Annotated in this window: 16 protein-coding genes and 3 pseudogenes; 13 read left to right on the forward strand and 6 right to left on the reverse strand. The window is 72.8% G+C overall.

The genetic code is table 11. The annotated features are described in order from the left end of the window. Positions 1-173 precede the first annotated feature (173 nt). The 6 genes from ACIRFH_RS01285 to ACIRFH_RS01310 all read left to right on the forward strand — a co-directional run bounded on the left by ACIRFH_RS01285 (position 174) and on the right by ACIRFH_RS01310 (position 7191). A complete protein-coding gene (locus ACIRFH_RS01285; RefSeq protein ID WP_403516484.1) occupies positions 174-1214 on the forward strand; it encodes a LacI family DNA-binding transcriptional regulator in 1041 nt (346 codons plus the stop codon). Next, the gene (locus ACIRFH_RS01290; RefSeq protein ID WP_403516485.1) at positions 1211-2764 is read left to right on the forward strand and encodes a sugar ABC transporter ATP-binding protein; all 1554 of its coding nucleotides are present in this window, start codon (positions 1211-1213) and stop codon (positions 2762-2764) included. Before ACIRFH_RS01285 ends, ACIRFH_RS01290 begins: the two co-directional genes overlap by 4 nt. Next, positions 2754-4712, forward strand: a complete 1959-nt coding sequence (locus tag ACIRFH_RS01295; RefSeq protein ID WP_403516486.1) for a substrate-binding domain-containing protein — start codon at positions 2754-2756, stop codon at positions 4710-4712. Before ACIRFH_RS01290 ends, ACIRFH_RS01295 begins: the two co-directional genes overlap by 11 nt. Before the next feature lie 127 nt (positions 4713-4839). Beyond that, positions 4840-5745, forward strand: a complete 906-nt coding sequence (locus ACIRFH_RS01300; protein WP_403516487.1) for a ribokinase — start codon at positions 4840-4842, stop codon at positions 5743-5745. Continuing rightward, complete coding sequence (gene rbsD / locus ACIRFH_RS01305; protein WP_403516488.1) at positions 5742-6131, forward strand: D-ribose pyranase; 390 nt, start codon at positions 5742-5744, stop codon at positions 6129-6131. Before ACIRFH_RS01300 ends, rbsD begins: the two co-directional genes overlap by 4 nt. A gap of 235 nt (positions 6132-6366) precedes the next feature. Beyond that, positions 6367-7191: a hypothetical protein gene (locus tag ACIRFH_RS01310; RefSeq protein WP_403516489.1), complete on the forward strand. Its 825-nt coding sequence runs from the start codon at positions 6367-6369 to the stop codon at positions 7189-7191. Between the two features lie 108 nt (positions 7192-7299). Here ACIRFH_RS01310 and ACIRFH_RS01315 read toward each other — a convergent pair. After that, positions 7300-7913: pseudogene (locus tag ACIRFH_RS01315) on the reverse strand (NAD(P)-dependent oxidoreductase); the annotation flags it as partial. Positions 7914-8120: 207 nt separating this feature from the next. Here ACIRFH_RS01315 and ACIRFH_RS01320 point away from each other — a divergent pair. Further along, positions 8121-9755 (forward strand): annotated as a pseudogene (locus ACIRFH_RS01320) (IS200/IS605 family accessory protein TnpB-related protein). On the opposite strand, the gene ACIRFH_RS01325 reads toward ACIRFH_RS01320, so the two are convergent. Continuing rightward, the gene (locus tag ACIRFH_RS01325; RefSeq protein WP_403516654.1) at positions 9745-9969 is read right to left on the reverse strand and encodes a hypothetical protein; all 225 of its coding nucleotides are present in this window, start codon (positions 9967-9969) and stop codon (positions 9745-9747) included. The pseudogene ACIRFH_RS01320 and the gene ACIRFH_RS01325 sit on opposite strands and share 11 nt — an antisense overlap. Before the next feature lie 20 nt (positions 9970-9989). Here ACIRFH_RS01325 and ACIRFH_RS01330 point away from each other — a divergent pair. From ACIRFH_RS01330 to ACIRFH_RS01345, 4 genes and pseudogenes are all read left to right on the forward strand, one after another. Next, positions 9990-10363: pseudogene (locus ACIRFH_RS01330) on the forward strand (winged helix-turn-helix transcriptional regulator). Positions 10364-10572: 209 nt separating this feature from the next. Then, positions 10573-11052, forward strand: a complete 480-nt coding sequence (locus tag ACIRFH_RS01335) for a hypothetical protein (RefSeq protein ID WP_403516490.1) — start codon at positions 10573-10575, stop codon at positions 11050-11052. 99 nt (positions 11053-11151) lie between these two features. Next, on the forward strand, positions 11152-11727 hold the full coding sequence (locus ACIRFH_RS01340; RefSeq protein WP_403516491.1) for a hypothetical protein: 576 nt from the start codon (positions 11152-11154) through the stop codon (positions 11725-11727). Between the two features lie 239 nt (positions 11728-11966). Beyond that, positions 11967-12632, forward strand: coding sequence for a maleylpyruvate isomerase family mycothiol-dependent enzyme (locus ACIRFH_RS01345; protein ID WP_403516492.1), 666 nt, complete (start codon positions 11967-11969; stop codon positions 12630-12632). A gap of 97 nt (positions 12633-12729) precedes the next feature. Here the strand turns inward: ACIRFH_RS01345 and ACIRFH_RS01350 are convergent, their stop codons facing one another. From ACIRFH_RS01350 to ACIRFH_RS01360, 3 genes are read right to left on the reverse strand one after another with little or no spacing between them, the layout of a single operon-like run. Beyond that, a complete protein-coding gene (locus tag ACIRFH_RS01350; protein WP_403516493.1) occupies positions 12730-13560 on the reverse strand; it encodes a sugar phosphate isomerase/epimerase family protein in 831 nt (276 codons plus the stop codon). Continuing rightward, complete coding sequence (locus tag ACIRFH_RS01355) at positions 13557-14708, reverse strand: dihydrodipicolinate synthase family protein (RefSeq protein ID WP_403516494.1); 1152 nt, start codon at positions 14706-14708, stop codon at positions 13557-13559. The genes ACIRFH_RS01350 and ACIRFH_RS01355 overlap by 4 nt, the downstream gene beginning before the upstream one ends. Then, positions 14705-15856 carry a Gfo/Idh/MocA family protein gene (locus tag ACIRFH_RS01360; RefSeq protein ID WP_403516495.1) on the reverse strand — a complete coding sequence of 384 codons (1152 nt, stop codon included), beginning with the start codon at positions 15854-15856 and terminating at the stop codon, positions 14705-14707. The genes ACIRFH_RS01355 and ACIRFH_RS01360 overlap by 4 nt, the downstream gene beginning before the upstream one ends. Before the next feature lie 246 nt (positions 15857-16102). Between ACIRFH_RS01360 and ACIRFH_RS01365 the strand changes: the two genes are divergently transcribed. Together ACIRFH_RS01365 and ACIRFH_RS01370 are read left to right on the forward strand one after the other, a co-directional pair. Beyond that, a complete protein-coding gene (locus tag ACIRFH_RS01365; protein ID WP_403516496.1) occupies positions 16103-17149 on the forward strand; it encodes a LacI family DNA-binding transcriptional regulator in 1047 nt (348 codons plus the stop codon). 161 nt (positions 17150-17310) lie between these two features. Further along, positions 17311-18111, forward strand: coding sequence for a sugar phosphate isomerase/epimerase family protein (locus tag ACIRFH_RS01370; protein ID WP_403516497.1), 801 nt, complete (start codon positions 17311-17313; stop codon positions 18109-18111). On the opposite strand, the gene ACIRFH_RS01375 is transcribed toward ACIRFH_RS01370, so the two are convergent. Next, complete coding sequence (locus tag ACIRFH_RS01375) at positions 18078-19094, reverse strand: DUF2637 domain-containing protein (RefSeq protein WP_403516498.1); 1017 nt, start codon at positions 19092-19094, stop codon at positions 18078-18080. The genes ACIRFH_RS01370 and ACIRFH_RS01375 overlap by 34 nt on opposite strands. Between the last annotated feature and the right edge of the window lie 157 nt (positions 19095-19251).

Here is a 19251-nt window from a genome sequence, read left to right on the forward strand (position 1 = left end):
TCCGTTCCGGGGCGCGCCCTCGTCCGTTCCGGGGCGCGCCCTCGTCCGTTCCGGCCGCGCCGCCGGCTCTCGGTCACGATTGGGTGTCAGCCACCCCTCCGCCCCTTGCCAGCCACCCGTGTAATCGATTCCAATCCTCCGTGTAATCGATTCCACGAGGAGGTGGAACGGCGATGGCGAGCATCAAGGACGTCGCCGCCGAGGCGGGCGTCTCCGTCGCGACGGTCTCGCGCGCGCTCAACGGCCACCCGTCCGTCAGCACGGACGCCCGCACCCGCGTGCTGGCCGCCGTCGAGGCGCTGGGCTACCGCCCGAACGCCGTCGCCCGGTCCCTGCGCACCGCCCAGACCCGCACGCTCGGCCTGGTCATCAGCGACGTGCTGAACCCGTACTTCACCGAACTGGCCCGCTCCGTGGAGGAGGAGGCCCGCGCGCTCGGCTACAGCGTCATCATCGGCAACGCCGACGAGCGGCCCGACCTCCAGGACCACCACGTCACCACGCTGCTGGACCGCCGTATCGACGGGCTCCTCGTCTCCCCCACCGACGGCGGCTCCCCGCGCATGCTGGACGCCGCGCGCGCCGGGACGCCCATGGTGTTCGTCGACCGCTGGATCCCCGGCGTCGACGTGCCCGTGGTGCGGTCGGACGGGCGGGCGGCGGTGCGGGACCTGGTCGCGCACCTGTACGGGCTCGGGCACCGGCGGCTCGCCATCATCGCCGGGCCCGCCGCCACCACGACCGGCCGCGAGCGCGTGGACGCCTTCCGCGAGGCGCTCGGCGCCTACGGGCTCCCCCTGCCCGACGCCTGCATCGGCCAGGGCGACTTCCAGGCCGACAGCGGACGCCGGGTCACCGAGGGCTTCCTCGACCTGCCCGAACCGCCCGAGGTCGTCTTCGCCGCCGACAACCTGATGGCGCTGGGCGCCCTGGACGCCGTCCGCGCGCGGGGGCTGCGCGTCCCCGACGACATCGCGCTCGCCGCGTTCGACGACATCCGCTGGTTCGTGCACACCGATCCGCCGATCACCGCGATCGCCCAGCCCACGGGCGACCTCGGGCGGGCCGCCGTGCGCGCGCTGGTCGACCGCATCGAGGGGCGGCCCGGCGAGTCCGTCACCCTGCCGGCGCGGCTCGTCGTCCGCCGCTCCTGCGGCGAGGCCGCCTCCCCGCACGACCCGTCCCCGTCCCCCGTACGAAGGAGTACGCCGTGAGCAGCCGCGATCCCGACGAGTTGCTGCGCATCGAGGGCATCCGCAAGACCTTCCCCGGCGTCGTCGCGCTCGACGGCGTCGACTTCGACCTGCGCCGGGGCGAGGTGCACGTGCTCCTCGGCGAGAACGGCGCGGGCAAGAGCACCCTCATCAAGATGCTCTCCGGCGCCCACACGCCCGACGCCGGGCGGATCCTGGCCGGCGGCGAGGAGGTGCGCATCGACGGCGCGCAGGACTCCGAACGGCTCGGGATCGCCACCATCTACCAGGAGTTCAACCTCGTCCCCGATCTGACGGTCGCCGAGAACATCTTCCTGGGGCGCCAGCCGCGCCGGTTCGGGATGATCGACCGGAAGAGGATGGAGGCCGACGCGGCCGTCCTGCTGGAGCGGGTGGGCGTCGACGTGTCACCGCGGGCGCGGGTGCGTGAACTGGGCATCGCACGGCTCCAGATGGTCGAGATCGCCAAGGCGCTCAGCCTGGACGCGCGCGTGCTCATCATGGACGAGCCGACCGCCGTGCTCACCTCCGAGGAGGTCGAGAAGCTGTTCGCCATCGTGCGGCGGCTGCGCGAGGACGGCGTCGGCATCGTCTTCATCACCCACCACCTGGAGGAGATCGCCGCCCTCGGCGACCGGGTCACCGTCATCCGGGACGGGCGCAGCGTCGGACAGGTGCCCGCCTCCACGCCCGAGGACGAACTGGTGCGCCTCATGGTCGGGTGGTCGATCGAGCAGCAGTACCCGCGCGAACGCGGCGACGCCGGCGAGGCGCTGCTCAAGGTCGAGGGGCTGACCAGGGACGGCGTCTTCCACGACGTGAGCTTCGAGGTGCGGGCCGGCGAGGTCGTCGGCATCGCGGGGCTCGTCGGCGCCGGGCGGACCGAGGTCGTGCGGGCGGTGTTCGGCGCCGATCCCTACGACGCCGGGACCGTGCGCGTCGCGGGCGCGCCGCTGCGGCGGCACGACGTGAACGCCGCGATGGCGGCCGGGATCGGGCTCGTCCCCGAGGACCGCAAGGGGCAGGGGCTCGTCCTCGACGCCTCCGTCGAGGAGAACCTCGGACTGGTGACCCTGCGGTCCACCTCCCGTGCGGGACTCGTCGACCTCAAGGGACAGCACGAGGCGGCGGAGCGGATCGCCGGGCAGCTCGGCGTGCGCATGGCCGGGCTCGGGCAGCACGTGCGGACCCTGTCCGGCGGCAACCAGCAGAAGGTCGTCATCGGCAAGTGGCTGCTGGCGGACACCAAGGTGCTGATCCTCGACGAGCCGACCCGCGGCATCGACGTCGGCGCCAAGGTCGAGATCTACCAGCTGATCAACGAACTGACGGCCGCCGGTGCCGCCGTGCTCATGATCTCCAGCGATCTGCCGGAGGTGCTCGGCATGAGCGACCGGGTCGTCGTCATGGCGCAGGGCCGGGTCGCGGGCGAACTGCCCGCCGAGCAGGCCACGCAGGACGCCGTGATGGCGCTCGCCGTCAGCACGCACACCAGTGACTCCCCGCACACCAACGGAACGGACGGAACGGAGGCCTCCCGTGGCCACTGACACGCTCAAGAGCAAGCCGGGCGCGCAGGGCGGCGCCACGGGCGGTCTGCGCCGCCTGCTGCTCGACAACGGCGCGCTGACCGCGCTGATCGTCCTGGTCGTCGCCATGTCGGCGCTGTCCGGCGACTTCCTGACCGCCGACAACCTCCTCAACGTCGGCGTCCAGGCCGCCGTGACCGCGATCCTCGCCTTCGGCGTCACCTTCGTCATCGTCTCGGCGGGCATCGACCTGTCGGTCGGCTCGGTCGCCGCGCTGTCGGCCACCGTGCTGGCGTGGAGCGCCACCGAGGCCGGGATGCCGGTCGTGCTCGCGGTGCTGCTGTCCGTCCTGACCGGCATCGCCTGCGGTCTGGTGAACGGTTTCCTCATCTCGTACGGGAAGCTGCCGCCGTTCATCGCGACGCTCGCCATGCTGTCGGTCGGGCGCGGTCTGTCCCTCGTCATCTCGCAGGGCTCGCCGATCGCCTTCCCGGACTCGGTGTCCCACCTCGGCGACACGCTGGGCGGCTGGCTGCCGGTGCCGGTGCTCGTGATGATCGTGATGGGCCTGATCACGGCGTTCGTCCTCGGCCGTACCTACATCGGCCGGTCCATGTACGCCATCGGCGGCAACGAGGAGGCCGCGCGGCTGTCCGGCCTGCGCGTGAAGCGGCAGAAGCTCGCCATCTACGCCTTCTCCGGCCTGTTCGCCGCCGCGGCGGGCATCGTGCTCGCCTCCCGGCTGTCCTCCGCGCAGCCGCAGGCCGCGCAGGGCTACGAGCTGGACGCCATCGCCGCCGTCGTCATCGGCGGCGCCTCCCTCGCGGGCGGCACCGGCAAGGCGTCGGGCACGCTGATCGGCGCGCTGATCCTCGCGGTGCTGCGCAACGGCCTCAACCTGCTGTCCGTCTCCGCGTTCTGGCAGCAGGTCGTCATCGGTGTCGTCATCGCGCTGGCGGTGCTGCTGGACACGCTGCGCCGCAAGGCGGGGGCGACCACCCCGGCGGCCGGGGCGTCCGGTGACGGGGGCCGGGGCAAGCAGGCACTCACCTACGTGATCGCGGCCGTGGTCGCCGTGGCGGTCGTCGGCGCGACGTCGCTGCTGCACAACGACTCCTCGGCGGGCAAGTCGCAGAAGATCGGCCTGTCGCTGTCGACGCTCAACAACCCCTTCTTCGTGCAGATCCGGGCGGGCGCGCAGGAGGAGGCGAAGAAGCTGGGCGTCGACCTGACGGTCACCGACGCGCAGAACGACGCCTCGCAGCAGGCCAACCAGCTGCAGAACTTCACCAGCGGCTCGCTCTCCTCGGTCATCGTCAACCCGGTGGACTCCGACGCCGCCGGCCCCGCGGTGCGCGGCGCGAACAAGGCCGACATCCCCGTCGTCGCCGTGGACCGCGGCGTCAACAAGGCGGACACGGCCGCGCTGGTCGCCTCCGACAACGTCGAGGGCGGCCGGCTGGGCGCCAAGGCGCTCGCCGAGAAGCTCGGCGGCAAGGGCACGATCGTCATCCTCCAGGGGCAGGCCGGCACCTCCGCCAGCCGGGAGCGCGGGGCGGGCTTCGCGGCCGGTCTGAAGGCCTACCCGGGCATCGAGGTCGTCGCCAGGCAGCCCGCGGACTTCGACCGCACGAAGGGCCTGGACGTGATGACGAACCTGCTCCAGGCGCACCCGGACATCGACGGCGTCTTCGCGGAGAACGACGAGATGGCGCTCGGCGCGGTCAAGGCGCTCGGCTCCAAGGCCGGCACGTCGGTCCAGGTCGTCGGCTTCGACGGCACGCCGGACGGGCTGAAGGCGGTCGAGGCGGGCACGCTGTACGCCTCCGTCGCGCAGCAGCCGAAGGAACTGGGCAGGATCGCCGTGCGGAACGCGCTGCGGGCCGCCGAGGGCAAGAAGGTGGAGAAGACGGTGAAGGTGCCGGTGAAGGTGGTCACCAAGGAGAACGTGGCCGGCTTCGAGGGCTGACACCGGCGCACGGAGTGTGCACGGGCGGGCGGTCGCACGACCGTCCGCCCGCCTCACTCGTTTCCACTGCGGTTCACTCGGACTCAATCGGGTTCACTCGCATCTGACTCGGATCGGGGAGCGATTCATGTACGACTACGACCTGCTGGTCGTGGGGTCGGCCAACGCCGACCTGGTGATCGGCGTCGAGCGGCGGCCGGGTGCCGGCGAGACGGTGCTCGGCTCCGACCTGGCCGTCCACCCGGGCGGCAAGGGCGCGAACCAGGCGGTGGCCGCCGCCCGGCTCGGCGCGCGTACGGCCTTGCTGGCCCGGGTCGGCGACGACTCCTACGGCCGGCTGCTGCTGGACTCGCAGCGGGCGGCCGGCGTCGACACGGTCGGCGTGCTGGTGGGCGGCGCCCCGACCGGCGTCGCGCTGATCACCGTCGACCCGTCCGGGGACAACAGCATCGTCGTCTCGCCGGGCGCCAACGGCCGCCTGGCCCCGGAGGACGTACGCGCCGCCGCGAGCCTCTTCCACGCCTCCCGGGTCGTGTCGGCGCAGCTGGAGATCCCGCTGGAGACGGTCGTCGAGGTCGTCCGGTGTCTCGCGCCGGGCAGCCGCTTCGTGCTGAACCCGTCGCCGCCGCGTCCGCTGCCGCGCGAGGTGCTCGCGGCCTGCGACCCGCTGATCGTCAACGAGCACGAGGCGAAGGTGATCCTCGGCGACGCGTGCGTGAGCGAGCGCCCCGAGGACTGGGCCGGGCTGCTGCTGGCCAAGGGGCCGCGCTCGGTGGTCGTGACCCTGGGCGCCGAGGGCGCGCTGGTCGCCTCGGCGGCGGAGGGCGTCCGCCGGGTCCCGTCGGTGAAGGTGGACGCCGTGGACACCACCGGCGCCGGGGACGCCTTCACGGCGGCGCTGGCCTGGCGGCTCGGCACGGGCGCGTCGCTCGCCGAGGCCGCGGCGTACGCGGCACGGGTGGGCGCGGCGGCGGTCACGAAGGCGGGGGCGCAGGTGTCGTACCCGACGGCGGCGGAGGTCGACGCGCTGTGAAGCGGGCGGGGATACTCAACCGTCACCTCGCCGGCGCCCTCGCCGCACTGGGCCACGGCGACGGCGTCCTCGTCTGCGACGCGGGCATGCCCATTCCCGACGGCCCGCGCGTCGTCGACCTGGCCTTCCGCGCCGGGGTGCCGTCCTTCGCGGAGGTCCTGGACGGACTGCTGGCCGAGCTGGTGACCGAGGGCGCGACGGCGGCGGAGGAGGTACGGGAGGCCAATGCGCGGGCCGCGGCGCTCCTGGACGCCCGCTGCCCCGGCCTGGAACTGGTCCCGCACGAACGCCTGAAGGCGCTCTCGGCCGGCGCCCGCCTGGTGGTCCGCACCGGCGAGGCCAGCCCGTACGCGAACGTGCTGCTGCGGTGCGGGGTGTTCTTCTAGCGGGACGGCACGCGCGACGCGTCCCCGGGGGGGCGGCCACCTGCGCCGGCGGTCCCCCCTGCTCCCCGGCACGTCGCCCGGACGCCGACGCGCCGAGGCGGGCCCTGTCGCGATGCCGTCGGGGTGAGCCCGGCAACAACCGGACTCGCCCGGGCTGTTCTACTCTCCTCCCATGACCTCGGGCGAAACAGCGGGTGCGTCTTCTGATACGAGCGCCGTCACGGAACCCCCCTCCGTGGTGGTCCTGCCCGGACGCCGCCGCGGCTTCGAGGCCAGGCTTGAACGGGGCGCGCTGGTCCTGAAGACACCGGCCTCCGACCGGCGCATACCGCTCACCGCGATCGAGCGGACGGAGACCCCGGGGGCCGGCGGACGCAGCTTCACCGTCGTGCTCACCGCTCCGCGGACGATCCGCCCGACGTCCTGGACGGTGCACGGCCGTCGCGCCCCGGCGGTGGAGGCTTTCGCGGACGCGCTCCAGCGGAGACTGCCCGTCCGGGACGCGGCCGAACTCCGGGCCGACGGCGCCCTGCTGGTGACCGAGACACCGGTCGCGAAGCCGCCCGCCGACCGGCACCGGACCGCCTCACGCGTCGCCGTGGCCCTTTACCTGCTGGCGGCCGCGGCGATGTCGGCCGCCGGCTTCCTCGGCTCGTACGGGTGGTTCGTCGCGCTGATCTGCTGGCTGTTCGGTTCCCTCGCGATCCCTATGCGCCACTTCGTGTGCGGGGGTTGGGAGTTCACCGGGGACACGTGGCGGCTGCGCACCCACGGCGTCCTCGTCGAAGGCCGGAGGCTGTACGCCGGCGCCTACGAGTACACCGACCTGGAGGGCCGGGGCCGCAGGCTCACCGGCACGTCCGAGTACGCGGAGCAGGCGGAGATCCTCTACGACCCGGAAGGCCGGACCGAGGCACAGGTCGGCCGCGGCACCACCGGCACACTGGTCTTCGCCGTCTTCGTCCTCATCGTCAGCCTCGCCATGACCGCGGCGCTGGTGGCCCTCGCCCTGGCAGGCCCGCTCGGCGCCTGGGGCGTCATCTCCTTCAGCCTCGTCTGAGACCGGCTCCGGCTCCGGCTCCGCGAGCACGGCCGGGACCCGTCCGCCGGGCGGCCGCCGGGAGGAGACGCCGAGCGTGCTGCCACCGGGTGCGCGGGCGGTCGGACGTCAGGGTGAGGTCCGGGTGTCCGTCCGCGGGGTGCGGATGCCGTCGATGATGCGGGTCCAGTTGTCCTTGCCGTGGCCGTCGGCGATCGCGCGGCGGTAGTGGGCCTGGACGGCGCGCGGGAGGGCGAGGTCGACGCCCACGGCCGTGCTGGTGTCGACGATGTGGTCCGCGGTGGCCCCATCATGGTCACCGTGCTCAGGTGGCCCGGATGCTCGCCGGCGTCGATCTGCGCGCCGGCGTCCCCACCGGCCTCGAGCATCGCCGGGATGCCGGCCAGTGTCGGCATCAGCTCCTGGAACGCCCGCGTTGCGCTGACCCCCGCCGTGCCTAGCAGCGCGGTGGCGTGCAGGAGGGACGAGAGGCTCGTCAGGAACACGTCGAGGTGGGTCTGGTACATCAGCTGCGCCAGCCCGGGGTCCTCGCCGAGGTGGCGCGGCGCCCCGATCCGGGCCAGTGCGGGGCGGTGCGCCTCGAAGGCCTCGGTCGGTCCGCTGTAGTACACGTACGCCGCCTCCGTGCCGACCATCGCCGCGGGCACCATCACACCGCCGGTCACGAAGTGCGCCCCGTGTCCGGCCGCCCACGTCGCCGCCTCGCGGGCGCGGTCGGGGGTGAAGAACAGTTGAGTTCTGGCTGAGCGCGAGTGTGTTCTGGCGTGCGTGGGTGAGCGCGGAGGGTCACGGTCGGGGTGCGTGCTGTTCTGCGGAGAGGTGGGAATGAGGGTTCGCCTGTCGAATGGGTGACCTTTGCGGGTGGTGGTCGTTGGGTGGGATGGGTCGGGCTTCGGGGCCGGGCCGGAGGGCCGGGAGGGGGTGTGGGGATGGGCGGGGTGGTGCGGGAGCTTGCGGCGCCGTTCGTCGCACCGGGCCCGTCGGGGGTGGCGGTACGTACCCGGCTCAAGCAGCTCACGCCTGCCGACATGGAGGTGCTGCGGCGGGTAGGCACGCATCTGGGCACGCTCGCCGGCCGTGACCTGAAGGCGCGCTGCCGCGACGGGCTGGACCACGACGCGACGGCGTGGGCGGCACGCAAGCGGGAGCTGACCCCTGGATCGTCGGCCCGGTGGGCGGGTGCCATCACCAAGGCCACGCACGATCAGTGGGCGCTGGCCCGCCGCGGTGCCCTCGCCCACCTCCAGTCGTTGGAGGCGGGGGTGCGGATGCTGCGGCACCGGCTGTCGCTGCCCGTCGGATCGAGGGGGTCGCGGAAGGCTCCGGGTGGGTATCGCAGCCGTTGGGAGTGGCATGCCAAGGCCCGGCGCCTGCACGTCCTGGAGGACCGGCTGCAGCAGGCGCGCGCGGACTGGACGGCCGGAACCGTACACATCGTCCGGGGCGGCAAGCACCTGGCCCGCACCCGGCACCACCTGCCCGCCGCCCAGCTCACCGAATCCCAGTGGCGTGCCCGCTGGGAGGCGCAACGCTGGTTTCTGCAGGCAGACGGGGAGTCCGGGAAGCGGTTCGGTAACGAGACCATCCGCATCGCCCCCGACGGTGAGGTCAGCATCCGGCTCCCGGCCCCACTCCAGGGCCTGGCGAACGCGCCGCACGGCCGGTACCTCCTCACCGGCAAGGTGGCGTTCGCGCACCGGGGGCAGGAGTGGGCCGACCGGGTGACGGCGAACCGGGCCGTCGCCTACCGCATCCACCACGACCCGGCCCGGGACCGCTGGTACGTGACCGCGTCCTGGCAGAAACCCGCCACCCCCACCCTCCCCCTGCAAGCGGCGCTGGCCGAGGGGGTGATCGGCATCGACATGAACGCCGACCACCTCGCCGTCTGGCGCCTGGACACCTACGGCAACCCCATCGGCCACCCACGCCGCTTCCCCTACCAGCTCACCGGCACCGCCGGGCACCGCGACGCCCAGGTCCGCCACGCCCTGACCCGGCTCCTGCACTGGGCCCGCACGTGTGGGGTGAAGGCCATCGCCGTCGAGGACCTCGACTTCACCGCCGAGAAGACCCGCGAGAAACACGGTGGCCGCAAACGGTTCCGCAAGCTGGTCTCCGGCATGCCCACCGGCCGGCTCCGCGCCCGCCTGACCTCCATGGCCGACCAGACTGGCATCACCGTCATCGCCGTCGACCCGGCCTACACCAGCAAGTGGGGTGCCCAGCACTGGCAGAAACCCCTGACCAGCAGCACCCGTAGGACGACCCGGCACGATGCGGCCAGCATCGCGATCGGGCGACGCGCCCAGGGCTTTCCAGTCCGGCGTCGGACGGCACCGCCCCGCACCCACCAGAGCGATGGATGCGGGCATCGGACCGTCCAGGCCGCACCGGATACCCCCGGGCGTGAGGGACCCCGCCCCCGGATCCCCGGACCACGGACCCGATCCGTGCCACCGGACCGTGGAACGAACGCGGGCGACCAGGACACCCAACACCGTTCGGGGCGTCCGGCTGAGCACGAGTCCTGGCACCAGGACTCACTCCCGCTCAGTCCCTAGGAACGGTGTCCGAGCTCAGGTTGACGGTCGTGCGACCGGCCAGCGCCCCGGTCGCGGTCCGCAGGACGTCACACATCGCCTGGTAGTCGGTGAGGCTGAGGATCACCAGCTCGCCGGCAGAGAGCAGCGTCCGCACCATGGCCTGGCCCATCGGGCCGAGACCGATGAGCGTGACGGGAGTCGAATGGACTGGGTTTCGTGTGGATTCAGGCACGTCGACCATGCTGCGGAACGCTGTATCGTCGCGGAAGTACTCACATATGCGGCATCGACGCCGCACTGGACCTCGTCAGCGGCACGTGAAGGGCCTTGTCCTGTGGGAGCTGCACGCCCACGGCATCCGGCGCTTCGCCGAACTGCGCCGCGCGCTGCCGGGCGTGAGCGAGAAGATGCTGACGCAGCATCTGCGCCAGTTGGAGGAGGACGGTCTCGTCCACCGCACGGTCTACGCCGAGGTGCCGCCGCGGGTGGAGTACTCCCTGACCGAGTCGGGCGCGGCGCTCAACGAGGCGCTGCGGCCACTCGGCGAGTGGGGCCGCGACCGGATCCGCCGGGACGGCCTCGACGTCGTCGCGATCCCCCCGGCCTCGGTGCCGACGGCCTCCTGACCCCGAGCCCCGGGGCATCCGGGCCGGGGACGACCGTCGGGAGGGCCCGGTCACCGACCGGACCCTCCCGGATCCCCTCCCCTCAGTCCCCCCGCGATCCCCCCGGATCTCCCCCCGCAGGCGTCCTGATGCCACGTACGACCGGCGGGGCGCGGGAAGGGTTGCACGACCCACGAAAGATCTTTCCGGCCGCCCACGGAGGGCGTCGCATGAAGAAACGTGAACTTCCCGCTTGCGCGCGGGGGCATTTCGACCAACGCCAAACCTTTGTGGCCCTGTCCCACCGGAAGGACGATGACTGGCATCACATTGCGGGCGAAATGATCAAACACAGCCCCGCACTGCACGGTGTCGACACGTCGGAACTGAGAGACAGCGTCATGGAGATATCCCACAACGGGGCTCTCCAGCTGGCCACGCTGATTTCCGTCGGCTCTCTCCTCTATGGGCCGCGTTCGCTGCCCAATCATGACCACGAGCGAGATACCTGCCTGTCCCGCGTGCTGGACTGTGCAGGCGAGGGAGCTCGGTACTTCACCAATCACGGAGAGGCCGAGGAGGGCGACGAGGCAGACTTCCTGTCCTCAGCCTTTCATGCCAACACCCTCGCCGATGCGACCATCGACGTCTGCCTCATCGGGGTCTCGGAAGACGCAGTACTGATTCTTTGGAGGTTCGAAGATGACTGAGAGACGATGCGGAATTCTCCGATACGCGCCCGCCCCACACGACGGCGTTGCACCGTCCGCCCGGAAGTCTTTCGTCCGACAGATATGAACAGGAGCCCCGTGCCCCAGCAGGAGAACACGCTCGATGCCGCTGTCTGGGAGGCGGCGCTGCTCGATCTCTTCGGCAGCGGTTGGACGTTCGTGCAGGTGGGCCCGCGCCGGCACGAGGACTGGCGTCGCGACGCGGTCGCCGTCATGACGCTCAGGAGCACCGACCCGAGGAAATGGTCCTCGATGAACTACGCGCCCGAGGTCGACGAGAACCGCAGCGGCATCGGTGCGCCGTTCATGCCGTGGAGCGCCGACCAGCTCGGACGGAGTCTGTACGAGGTCGGCCGGGAACAGGCCGGCCGACTGCTGGTCGCCCTGCAGGGGGAGTTCTATCAGGCGGCCCGTGTTCCGGACTTCGAGCAGCGCAAGGACAGCCTCTTCGCGTCCTCCCGCTCCGTCCTCTCCCGTTTCGCCCCGGACGCGCGCTTCTTCACCAACGCGTCCGTCGCGCGGGACGATCCCGACGCCGATCTCCTGAATCCCGACACCGTCTGGGACTGCCTCTCCGTCTACACGACCGACTGCGGTCTCGTCGCCGTGTCGGACACGGAGGTCGGCGTCTTCTGGGCGTTCTGGGAGGACTGAGGAACGCGCCGTGTCCCCCGCGTCAGAGGGCGAACGGCCTGGTCGTCGAGCCCGGCGGGCCGACCGGGGGTGTCGCCGGTGCGGGAGCCGGGTCTGGACGGCGGAGGAAAGATCGCTCACGGGCGATGACTTCGCTCCGGAACGGGAGTCTCCGTCACGAGCACCCGTACCAGACGGAGACTCCCGTTCCGGACCGGGTGCGACGTGGAGCACGACCCCGTGACAGGAGACCCTTCCCCATGACCGACCCGAAGCCGACCGCTGGACGCAGCCACGGGACCGGCGTCTGGCCCCTCATACACACCGAGCGAGCCGCACTGGCGGCCGACCTCGACGAGCTGACCGACGAGCGGTGGGCGACGCCGTCGCTGTGCGCCGGGCTGTCGGTGCGCGAGGTGCTGGCGCATCTCACCGCGGGGGCGAGCCTCAACGCCGTGCGCTGGATGGCGGGGGTGATCCGCTGCCGGTTCGACTTCGACAAGCAGGTGGCCGTGCGGCTGGCCGAGCAGCTGGGCGCCACCCCCGCCGAGACCCTCGCGCGGTTCCGGCGCGTCGTCGCGAGCACGACCAAGCCGCCCCTGCCGGCCATCGCCATGCTGGGCGAGACGCTCGTGCACGGCGAGGACATCCGGCGCCCGCTGGGCATGCGGCACGACCGTCCGGTCGACGCCGTCACCCGCGTCGCCGAGTACTACGCGGGCTCGGACCTCGTGGTCCTCGCCAAGGGCCGCATCGGCGGCCTGCGGCTCACCGCGGACGACGGCCCCTTCACGACCGGTTCCGGCCCTGTGGTGTCCGGCCCCACCCTGGCCCTGGTGATGGCCATGACGGGACGCGCGGCGTACTGCGACGACCTCGAGGGCGACGGCGTGGAGATCCTGCGCGATCGCTGCGGGACGGCGTGAGCGCGGTCGTACGGCCGTGCCGCACGGGGGTCATGCCCGCCGCGCGGCACGGTGTCCACGGGTCCCTCACGTCGGGGAAGCGACCGAGCGGCCGTTCCTACAGCGCGTGTTCCACGAAGCGGGCCGCCGTCTCCGCCAGGACCTCGCGGCCGTCCCGTGCCCACAGGGCGTCGTTGAACAGCTCGACCTCGATGGCGCCCGTGTAGCCCGCCGCCTCCACGTAGGCCTTCCACTCGCGCATGTCGATCGCGCCGTCGCCGATCTGGCCGCGGCCGTTGAGGACGCCCTCCGGGAGGGGGGTCGTCCAGTCGGCGAGCTGGAAGGTGTGGATGCGGCCCTGCGCGCCGGCCCGGGCGATCTGCGCGGGCGCCCGGTCGTCCCACCAGATGTGGTACGTGTCGACCGTGACGCCGACCTGGTGGGCCGGGAAGCGTTCGGCGAGGTCCAGGGCCTGGGTGAGGGTGGAGACCACGCAGCGGTCCGAGGCGAACATCGGGTGGAGGGGCTCGATGGCCAGGCGGACGCCGTGTTCCTCGGCGTACGGCCCCAGTTCCGCGAGGGCGTCCGCGATGCGTTCGCGGGCCGCGTTCAGGTCCTTCGAGCCGGCCGGGAGGCCGCCCGAGACCAGCACCAGGGTGTCGGTGCCGAGGGCGGCGGCCTCGTCGACCGCGCGGCGGTTGTCGGCGAGGGCGCGGGCGCGCTCGTCCGGGTCGGTCGCCGTGAGGAAGCCGCCCCGGCACAGGGTGGTGACGGTCAGGCCCGCGTCGCGGACCAGTTTCGCCGCCGCCTCGACGCCGTAGGCCTGGACGGGTTCGCGCCACAGGCCGACGTTGCCGATACCCAGGTCGCGGCAGGCGGCGGTCAGTTCGGGCAGCGAGAGCTGCTTGACCGTCATCTGGTTGATGCTGAAGCGCGCGAGGTCGGTCACTGGTCCACTCCGTACAGGCTCAGCAGGGTCCGCATGCGCTCCTCCGCCAGCTTCGGGTCCGGGAACAGGCCGAGTCCGTCGGCGAGTTCGTAGGCCCGGGCGAAGTGCGGCAGGGAGCGGGCCGACTGGAGGCCGCCGACCATCGTGAAGTGGCTCTGGTGGCCCGCGAGCCACGCCAGGAAGACCACGCCCGTCTTGTAGAAGCGGGTGGGGGCCTGGAAGAGGTGGCGGGAGAGGGCGACCGTGGGGTCGAGGAGGGCGCGGAAACCCTCCGTGTTCCCGGTGTCCAGGACGCGGACCGCCTCCGCCGCCAGCGGGCCCAGCGGGTCGAAGATGCCGAGCAGGGCGTGGCTGAAGCCCTGCTCGTCGCCGGCGATCAGCTCGGGGTAGTTGAAGTCGTCGCCCGTGTAGCAGCGCACGCCCTGCGGCAGGCGGCGGCGCAGGTCGACCTCGCGCCGGGCGTCCAGGAGGGAGACCTTGATGCCGTCGACCTTGTCGGGGTGGGTGGCGATGACCTCCAGGAAGGTGTCCGTGGCGGTGTCCAGGTCGGACGAGCCCCAGTAGCCCTCCAGGGCCGGGTCGAACATCGGGCCCAGCCAGTGCAGGATCACCGGCTCGGCGGCCTGGCGCAGCAGGTGGCCGTAGACCTCCAGGTAGTCCTCGGGGCCGCGGGCCGCGGCGGCGAGGGCGCGGGAGGCCATCAGGATGGCCTGGGCGCCCGACTCCTCGACGACGGCGAGCTGCTCCTCGTAGGCCGCGCGGACCTCGGCGAGGGTGCCGGCGGTGAGCTGGTCGGTGCCGACGCCGCAGGCGATGCGGCCGCCGCACGCCTTCGCCTCGGCGGCGGACCGGCGGATCAGCTCGGCCGCGCCGGCCCAGTCCAGGCCCATGCCGCGCTGGGCGGTGTCCATGGCCTCGGCGACGCCGAGACCGTGGGACCACAGGTGGCGGCGGAAGGCGAGGGTGGCGTCCCAGTCGACGGCGGCGGGCGAGTCGGGGGACACGTCCGCGAACGGGTCGGCGACGACGTGCGCCGCGGAGAAGACCGTCCGGGAGGTGAAAGCGCTTCCTCCGGAGACGGCCAGGGGCTCGGTGCGCGGCTCGTAGGCGCGCAGGGTGCCGTTCGCGTCGGGCAGGTGGAGGGTCACAGGGAGACCTCCGGGACGTCGAGGCGGCGGCCCTCGGCCGAGGACCTCAGGCCCAGTTCGGCGAGCTGGACGCCGCGGGCGCCGGCCAGCAGGTCCCAGCGGTAGGGGGCGTCGGTGTAGACGTGGCGCAGGAACAGCTCCCACTGGGCCTTGAAGCCGTTGTCGAACTCGCCGTTGTCGGGGACCTCCTGCCACTGGTCGCGGAAGACCTCGGTGGCGGGGATGTCCGGGTTCCAGACCGGCTTCGGGGTGGCGGAGCGGTGCTGGACGCGGCAGTTGCGCAGGCCCGCGACGGCGGAGCCCTCGGTGCCGTCGACCTGGAACTCCACCAGCTCGTCGCGGTTGACGCGCACCGCCCAGGAGGAGTTGATCTGCGCGACGGCACCGCCGTCGAGTTCGAAGATGCCGTACGCGGCGTCGTCGGCGGTGGCGTCGTAGGGCTTGCCGTCCTCGTCCCAGCGCTGCGGAACGTGGGTGGCGGTCAGGGCCTGGACGGACTTCACGCGGCCGAACAGCTCGTGGAGGACGTACTCCCAGTGCGGGAACATGTCGACGACGATGCCGCCGCCGTCCTCGGCGCGGTAGTTCCAGGAGGGACGCTGGGCGGACTGCCAGTCGCCCTCGAAGACCCAGTAGCCGAACTCGCCCCGCACGGACAGGATCCGGCCGAAGAAGCCGCCGTCGACGAGGCGCTTGAGCTTGAGCAGGCCGGGGAGGAACAGCTTGTCCTGGACGACGCCGTGCTTGATGCCGGCGTCGTTCGCCAGGCGGGCCAGTTCCAGGGCCCCGTCCAGGCCGGTGGCGGTCGGCTTCTCGGTGTAGACGTGCTTGCCCGCGGCGATCGCCTTCCTGATCGCCTCCTCGCGGGCCGAGGTCACCTGGGCGTCGAAGTAGATCTCGACGCTCTCGTCGGCGAGGACGGCGTCCACGTCCGTCGAGACGTGCTCCAGCCCGTGCCGCTCGGCCAGTTCCCTGAGCGCGTGCTCGCGGCGGCCGACCAGGACCGGCTCCGGCCACAGCACGGTACCGCCGCCGAGGTCGAGGCCGCCCTGCTCGCGGATGGCCAGGATGGAGCGGACCAGGTGCTGCCGGTAGCCCATGCGTCCGGTCACACCGTTCATGGCGATACGCACCGTCTTGCGTGTCACGTCATTCCCTTCGTACGCGGTCCGCGCGCCGCATACGCCGGAGAACGAGACAGGCGATACAGCAAGCGCTTTCTATTCACTATGAAGCTAGCCTGTGGTCGGAGGTCCGGACAAGACCACTGCGCGGACCAGTTGCCCGGGCCGCGAACGGCGGCGGGCGGTGGCCGTAAGGTCGGCACGGAACCGGGCCGGACCCGGCTCCGTGTACGAGGGCGTACGACGAGAGCGCGACCGGAGGACGAGGACATGACGGTGACACTGGCGGACGTGGCGGCCCGCGCCCAGGTCTCCCCCGCGACGGTGTCGCGCGTGCTGAACGGGAACTATCCCGTGGCCGCCTCCACCCGGGAGCGGGTGCTCAAGGCGGTCGACGAGCTGGACTACGTGCTCAACGGCCCCGCGAGCGCCCTGGCCGCCGCCACGTCCGACCTGGTCGGGATCCTGGTCAACGACATCGCCGACCCCTTCTTCGGGGTGATGGCCGGTGCGATCCAGTCCGAGATCGGGGGGCCGGGCGGCAGGGCCGGCGGCGAGAGACTCGCCGTGGTCTGCAACACCGGCGGCGCCCCGGAGCGCGAGCTGACCTACCTCACGCTGCTGCAGCGGCAGCGCGCGGCGGCCGTCGTGCTGACCGGCGGGGCGATGGAGGACGCGGCGCACCAGGCGGCGGTGGCGACGAAGCTGCGCAAGCTGTCGGAGGCCGGGACGCGGGTGGTGCTGTGCGGGCGGCCGCCGGCGCCGGGGACCGGGGCGATCGCGCTGACCTTCGACAACCGCGGGGGCGGCCGGGCGCTGACCGAGCACCTGCTCGGGCTCGGACACCGGCGGCTCGGCTACATCGCGGGCCCCGAGGAACGGACCACCACCCGGCACCGGCTGGAGGGACACCGGGCCGCGCTCGCCGCGCACGGCGTCGAGGAGGACCCCCGCTGGACGGTCCACGGCCGCTACGACCGGCGGTCCGGCTACGAGGCCACGCTCGAACTCCTGCGCAGGGACCCGTCCCTGACTGCGGTCGTCGCCGCGAACGACACCGTCGCGCTGGGGGCGTGCGCGGCGCTGCGGGACTCCGGGCTGCGGATCCCGGCGGACGTGTCGGTCGCCGGCTTCGACGACCTTCCGTTCAGCATCGACGCGGTGCCCGCGCTGACGACGGTCCGGCTGCCGCTGGCGGAGGCGGGGGCGCGGGCCGGGCGGATCGCGATGGGGCGCGAGGAGGCGCCGCCCGGGGACATCGCCACGGTGCGGGGGGAGCTGATGGTGCGGGGCTCCTCCGGAGTGCCGCGGGCATAGGGTGCCGTCTTCCGGAGGTGCTCGGCGTCCGCGCGGGCGTCGCCGGGGGCTGCCGCCCCCGTGCCCCCGCTTCGGCCTGAACGGCCCCGTGGGACGGTGACCGTCGCGACACCTCCGCGAAGAGGGAATCCCCGCGCCGATCGCGGGTAGGGTCCCCGGGCATGAAGCTGGCGTTCTCCACCCTCGGCCTGCCCGGACTGCCGCTGCCCGACGTGCTGCGGCTCGCGACCGCCCACGGATACCACGGCGTCGAACTGCGCGCCCACCCCGAGGAGCCGGTCCACCCCGGCCTCTCCCCCGCCGAACGGGCCGACGCCGCCGCCGCGTTCAAGGCTGCCGGTGTCGAGGTGCTCGGTGTCGCGGGGTACGCGCGGGTCGCCGCGCCCGGTGACGACGACGCCGTCGTCGCCGAGATCCGCGGCCTGCTCGACCTGGCCCGCGACCTGGGCGCCCCGTACGTCCGGGTCTTCCCCGGCGGCGACCCCGGCCAGAGCCCCGAGGAGGCCGACCGGACGGCCGCCCGGCGCCTGGGCGTCGCCGCCGAGCACGCCACCGACGCGGGCGTGCGCATCCTGCTGGAGACCCACGACTCGCACCGCACCGGCGCCGACGCGATGCGCGTGCTCGGTCTGGTCGGCCACCGGCAGGTCGGCGCCCTGTGGGACGTCATGCACACCTGGCTGGGCGGCGAACAGCCCGTGGAGACCTACGCGGCGCTCTCCCCGCACCTCGGCTACGTCCAGGTCAAGGACATCGCCTCCGTCGACGACACCACTCCGCTGCCGCTCGGCGCGGGCGTACTGCCGCTGGCCGAGTGCGTGGAGGTGCTCTCCCGCGAGGGCTGGGACGGCTGGCTGTGCTGGGAGTACGAGAAGCGGTGGTACGAGGCGGCCGCCCCGCTGCCCGGCCTGCTGGACGAGGGCCGCCGTCACCTCGCCCGGCTGCTCAACGAGTCGGCCTGACGGCCGGAGCGCCGGGGCTGCGGGAAGGGACCGGCCGGCCGCTGCGCCCGGTTCCGCAGCGGCCGGTTGTCACTGATCACGTACGTCTTCGCCGTGGGCGCCGACGGCCGGTGGCCGTCGGCGGCCCGGGTGCCCTCGCGCCGCGCGCCCGGGGCGCCGGCGCCCGGTGCCGGGTCCGGAGCCGGGCCGGGCGCCCGCGCCGCGCCGGCCCCCTCCGGGGACGAGGACCGCAGACGGTGCCGGGGCACGACGCGCCGGGGCGGCCGGGTCAGGGTGATCTGGCGTACGAGCTGCTGGAAGCAGGTCAGGGACGCCAGGCTCGGCAGGGCCGCGGCAGCGATGTCGACGACGGTCCTGGGTGTCTGGGCGGCCACGCACAGGAGCATCGCGATGAGCGAGAACGCCAGGACGACGCACCAGGAGTGCACGGCACGGCGCCGGTGCAGCGCCGCCCGCAGGACGGACAGTGACGCCGCGAGCCAGGGGCCGTAGACGAGCAGGGGCCACCACGCCACGGCGTCCGTCTGCAGACGGGTCAGGGCGACGACGCGCAGGGGGTCGTAGGCGACCATGCCGCCGAAGAGGCTGACCGCGGAGGTGATGACGGTGATGGCGGCGGCGATGACGTAGCTGACCGCCTGGAGTCCTCGCGGGCCGCGTCGTTCCCGCACCTTTCGGTGACTGCGGGCGGACGCTCTCAGCGGTGGCAGCTCGGCCGTGATGTCCTGGAGGTTCTTCAGGGGGCTGCCCGGCGCCGGGGCCGCGGCCGGTGCCTCGTCCCCGGGGGGCGGTGTCTGGGGGAGCTGCTCCTCCAGGGCGTCCTGGAGCATGAAGGCCAGTTCCTCGGCCGGGTCCCAGGACATGTCCGGCAGGGGCAGCGAGAGGTCGTCGTCGGGTGCGCGGTGACGGCCGTGGCCCGCTTCGCGGCGAGGTGCGTCGTAGGGGGAGAAATCCGGTCCGCCATATCGTTCTTCGTCGTGCACGGCCCGGTCACTCGGCCCGCGAGAAGACGGGCCGTTCCTTCGTCGCGGCCCACCGTCCGGCGAAATCCTTCTGAAGCTCGCCCATGACATTCAGGAAATCACGCAGAATGGGCTCGGTTTCCCTGAGTACGACGGGTGTTCCGCCCTGGTCCCCCAC

The organism is Streptomyces sp. NPDC093586 (assembly GCF_044764905.1).
Lineage (GTDB): Bacteria > Actinomycetota > Actinomycetes > Streptomycetales > Streptomycetaceae > Streptomyces.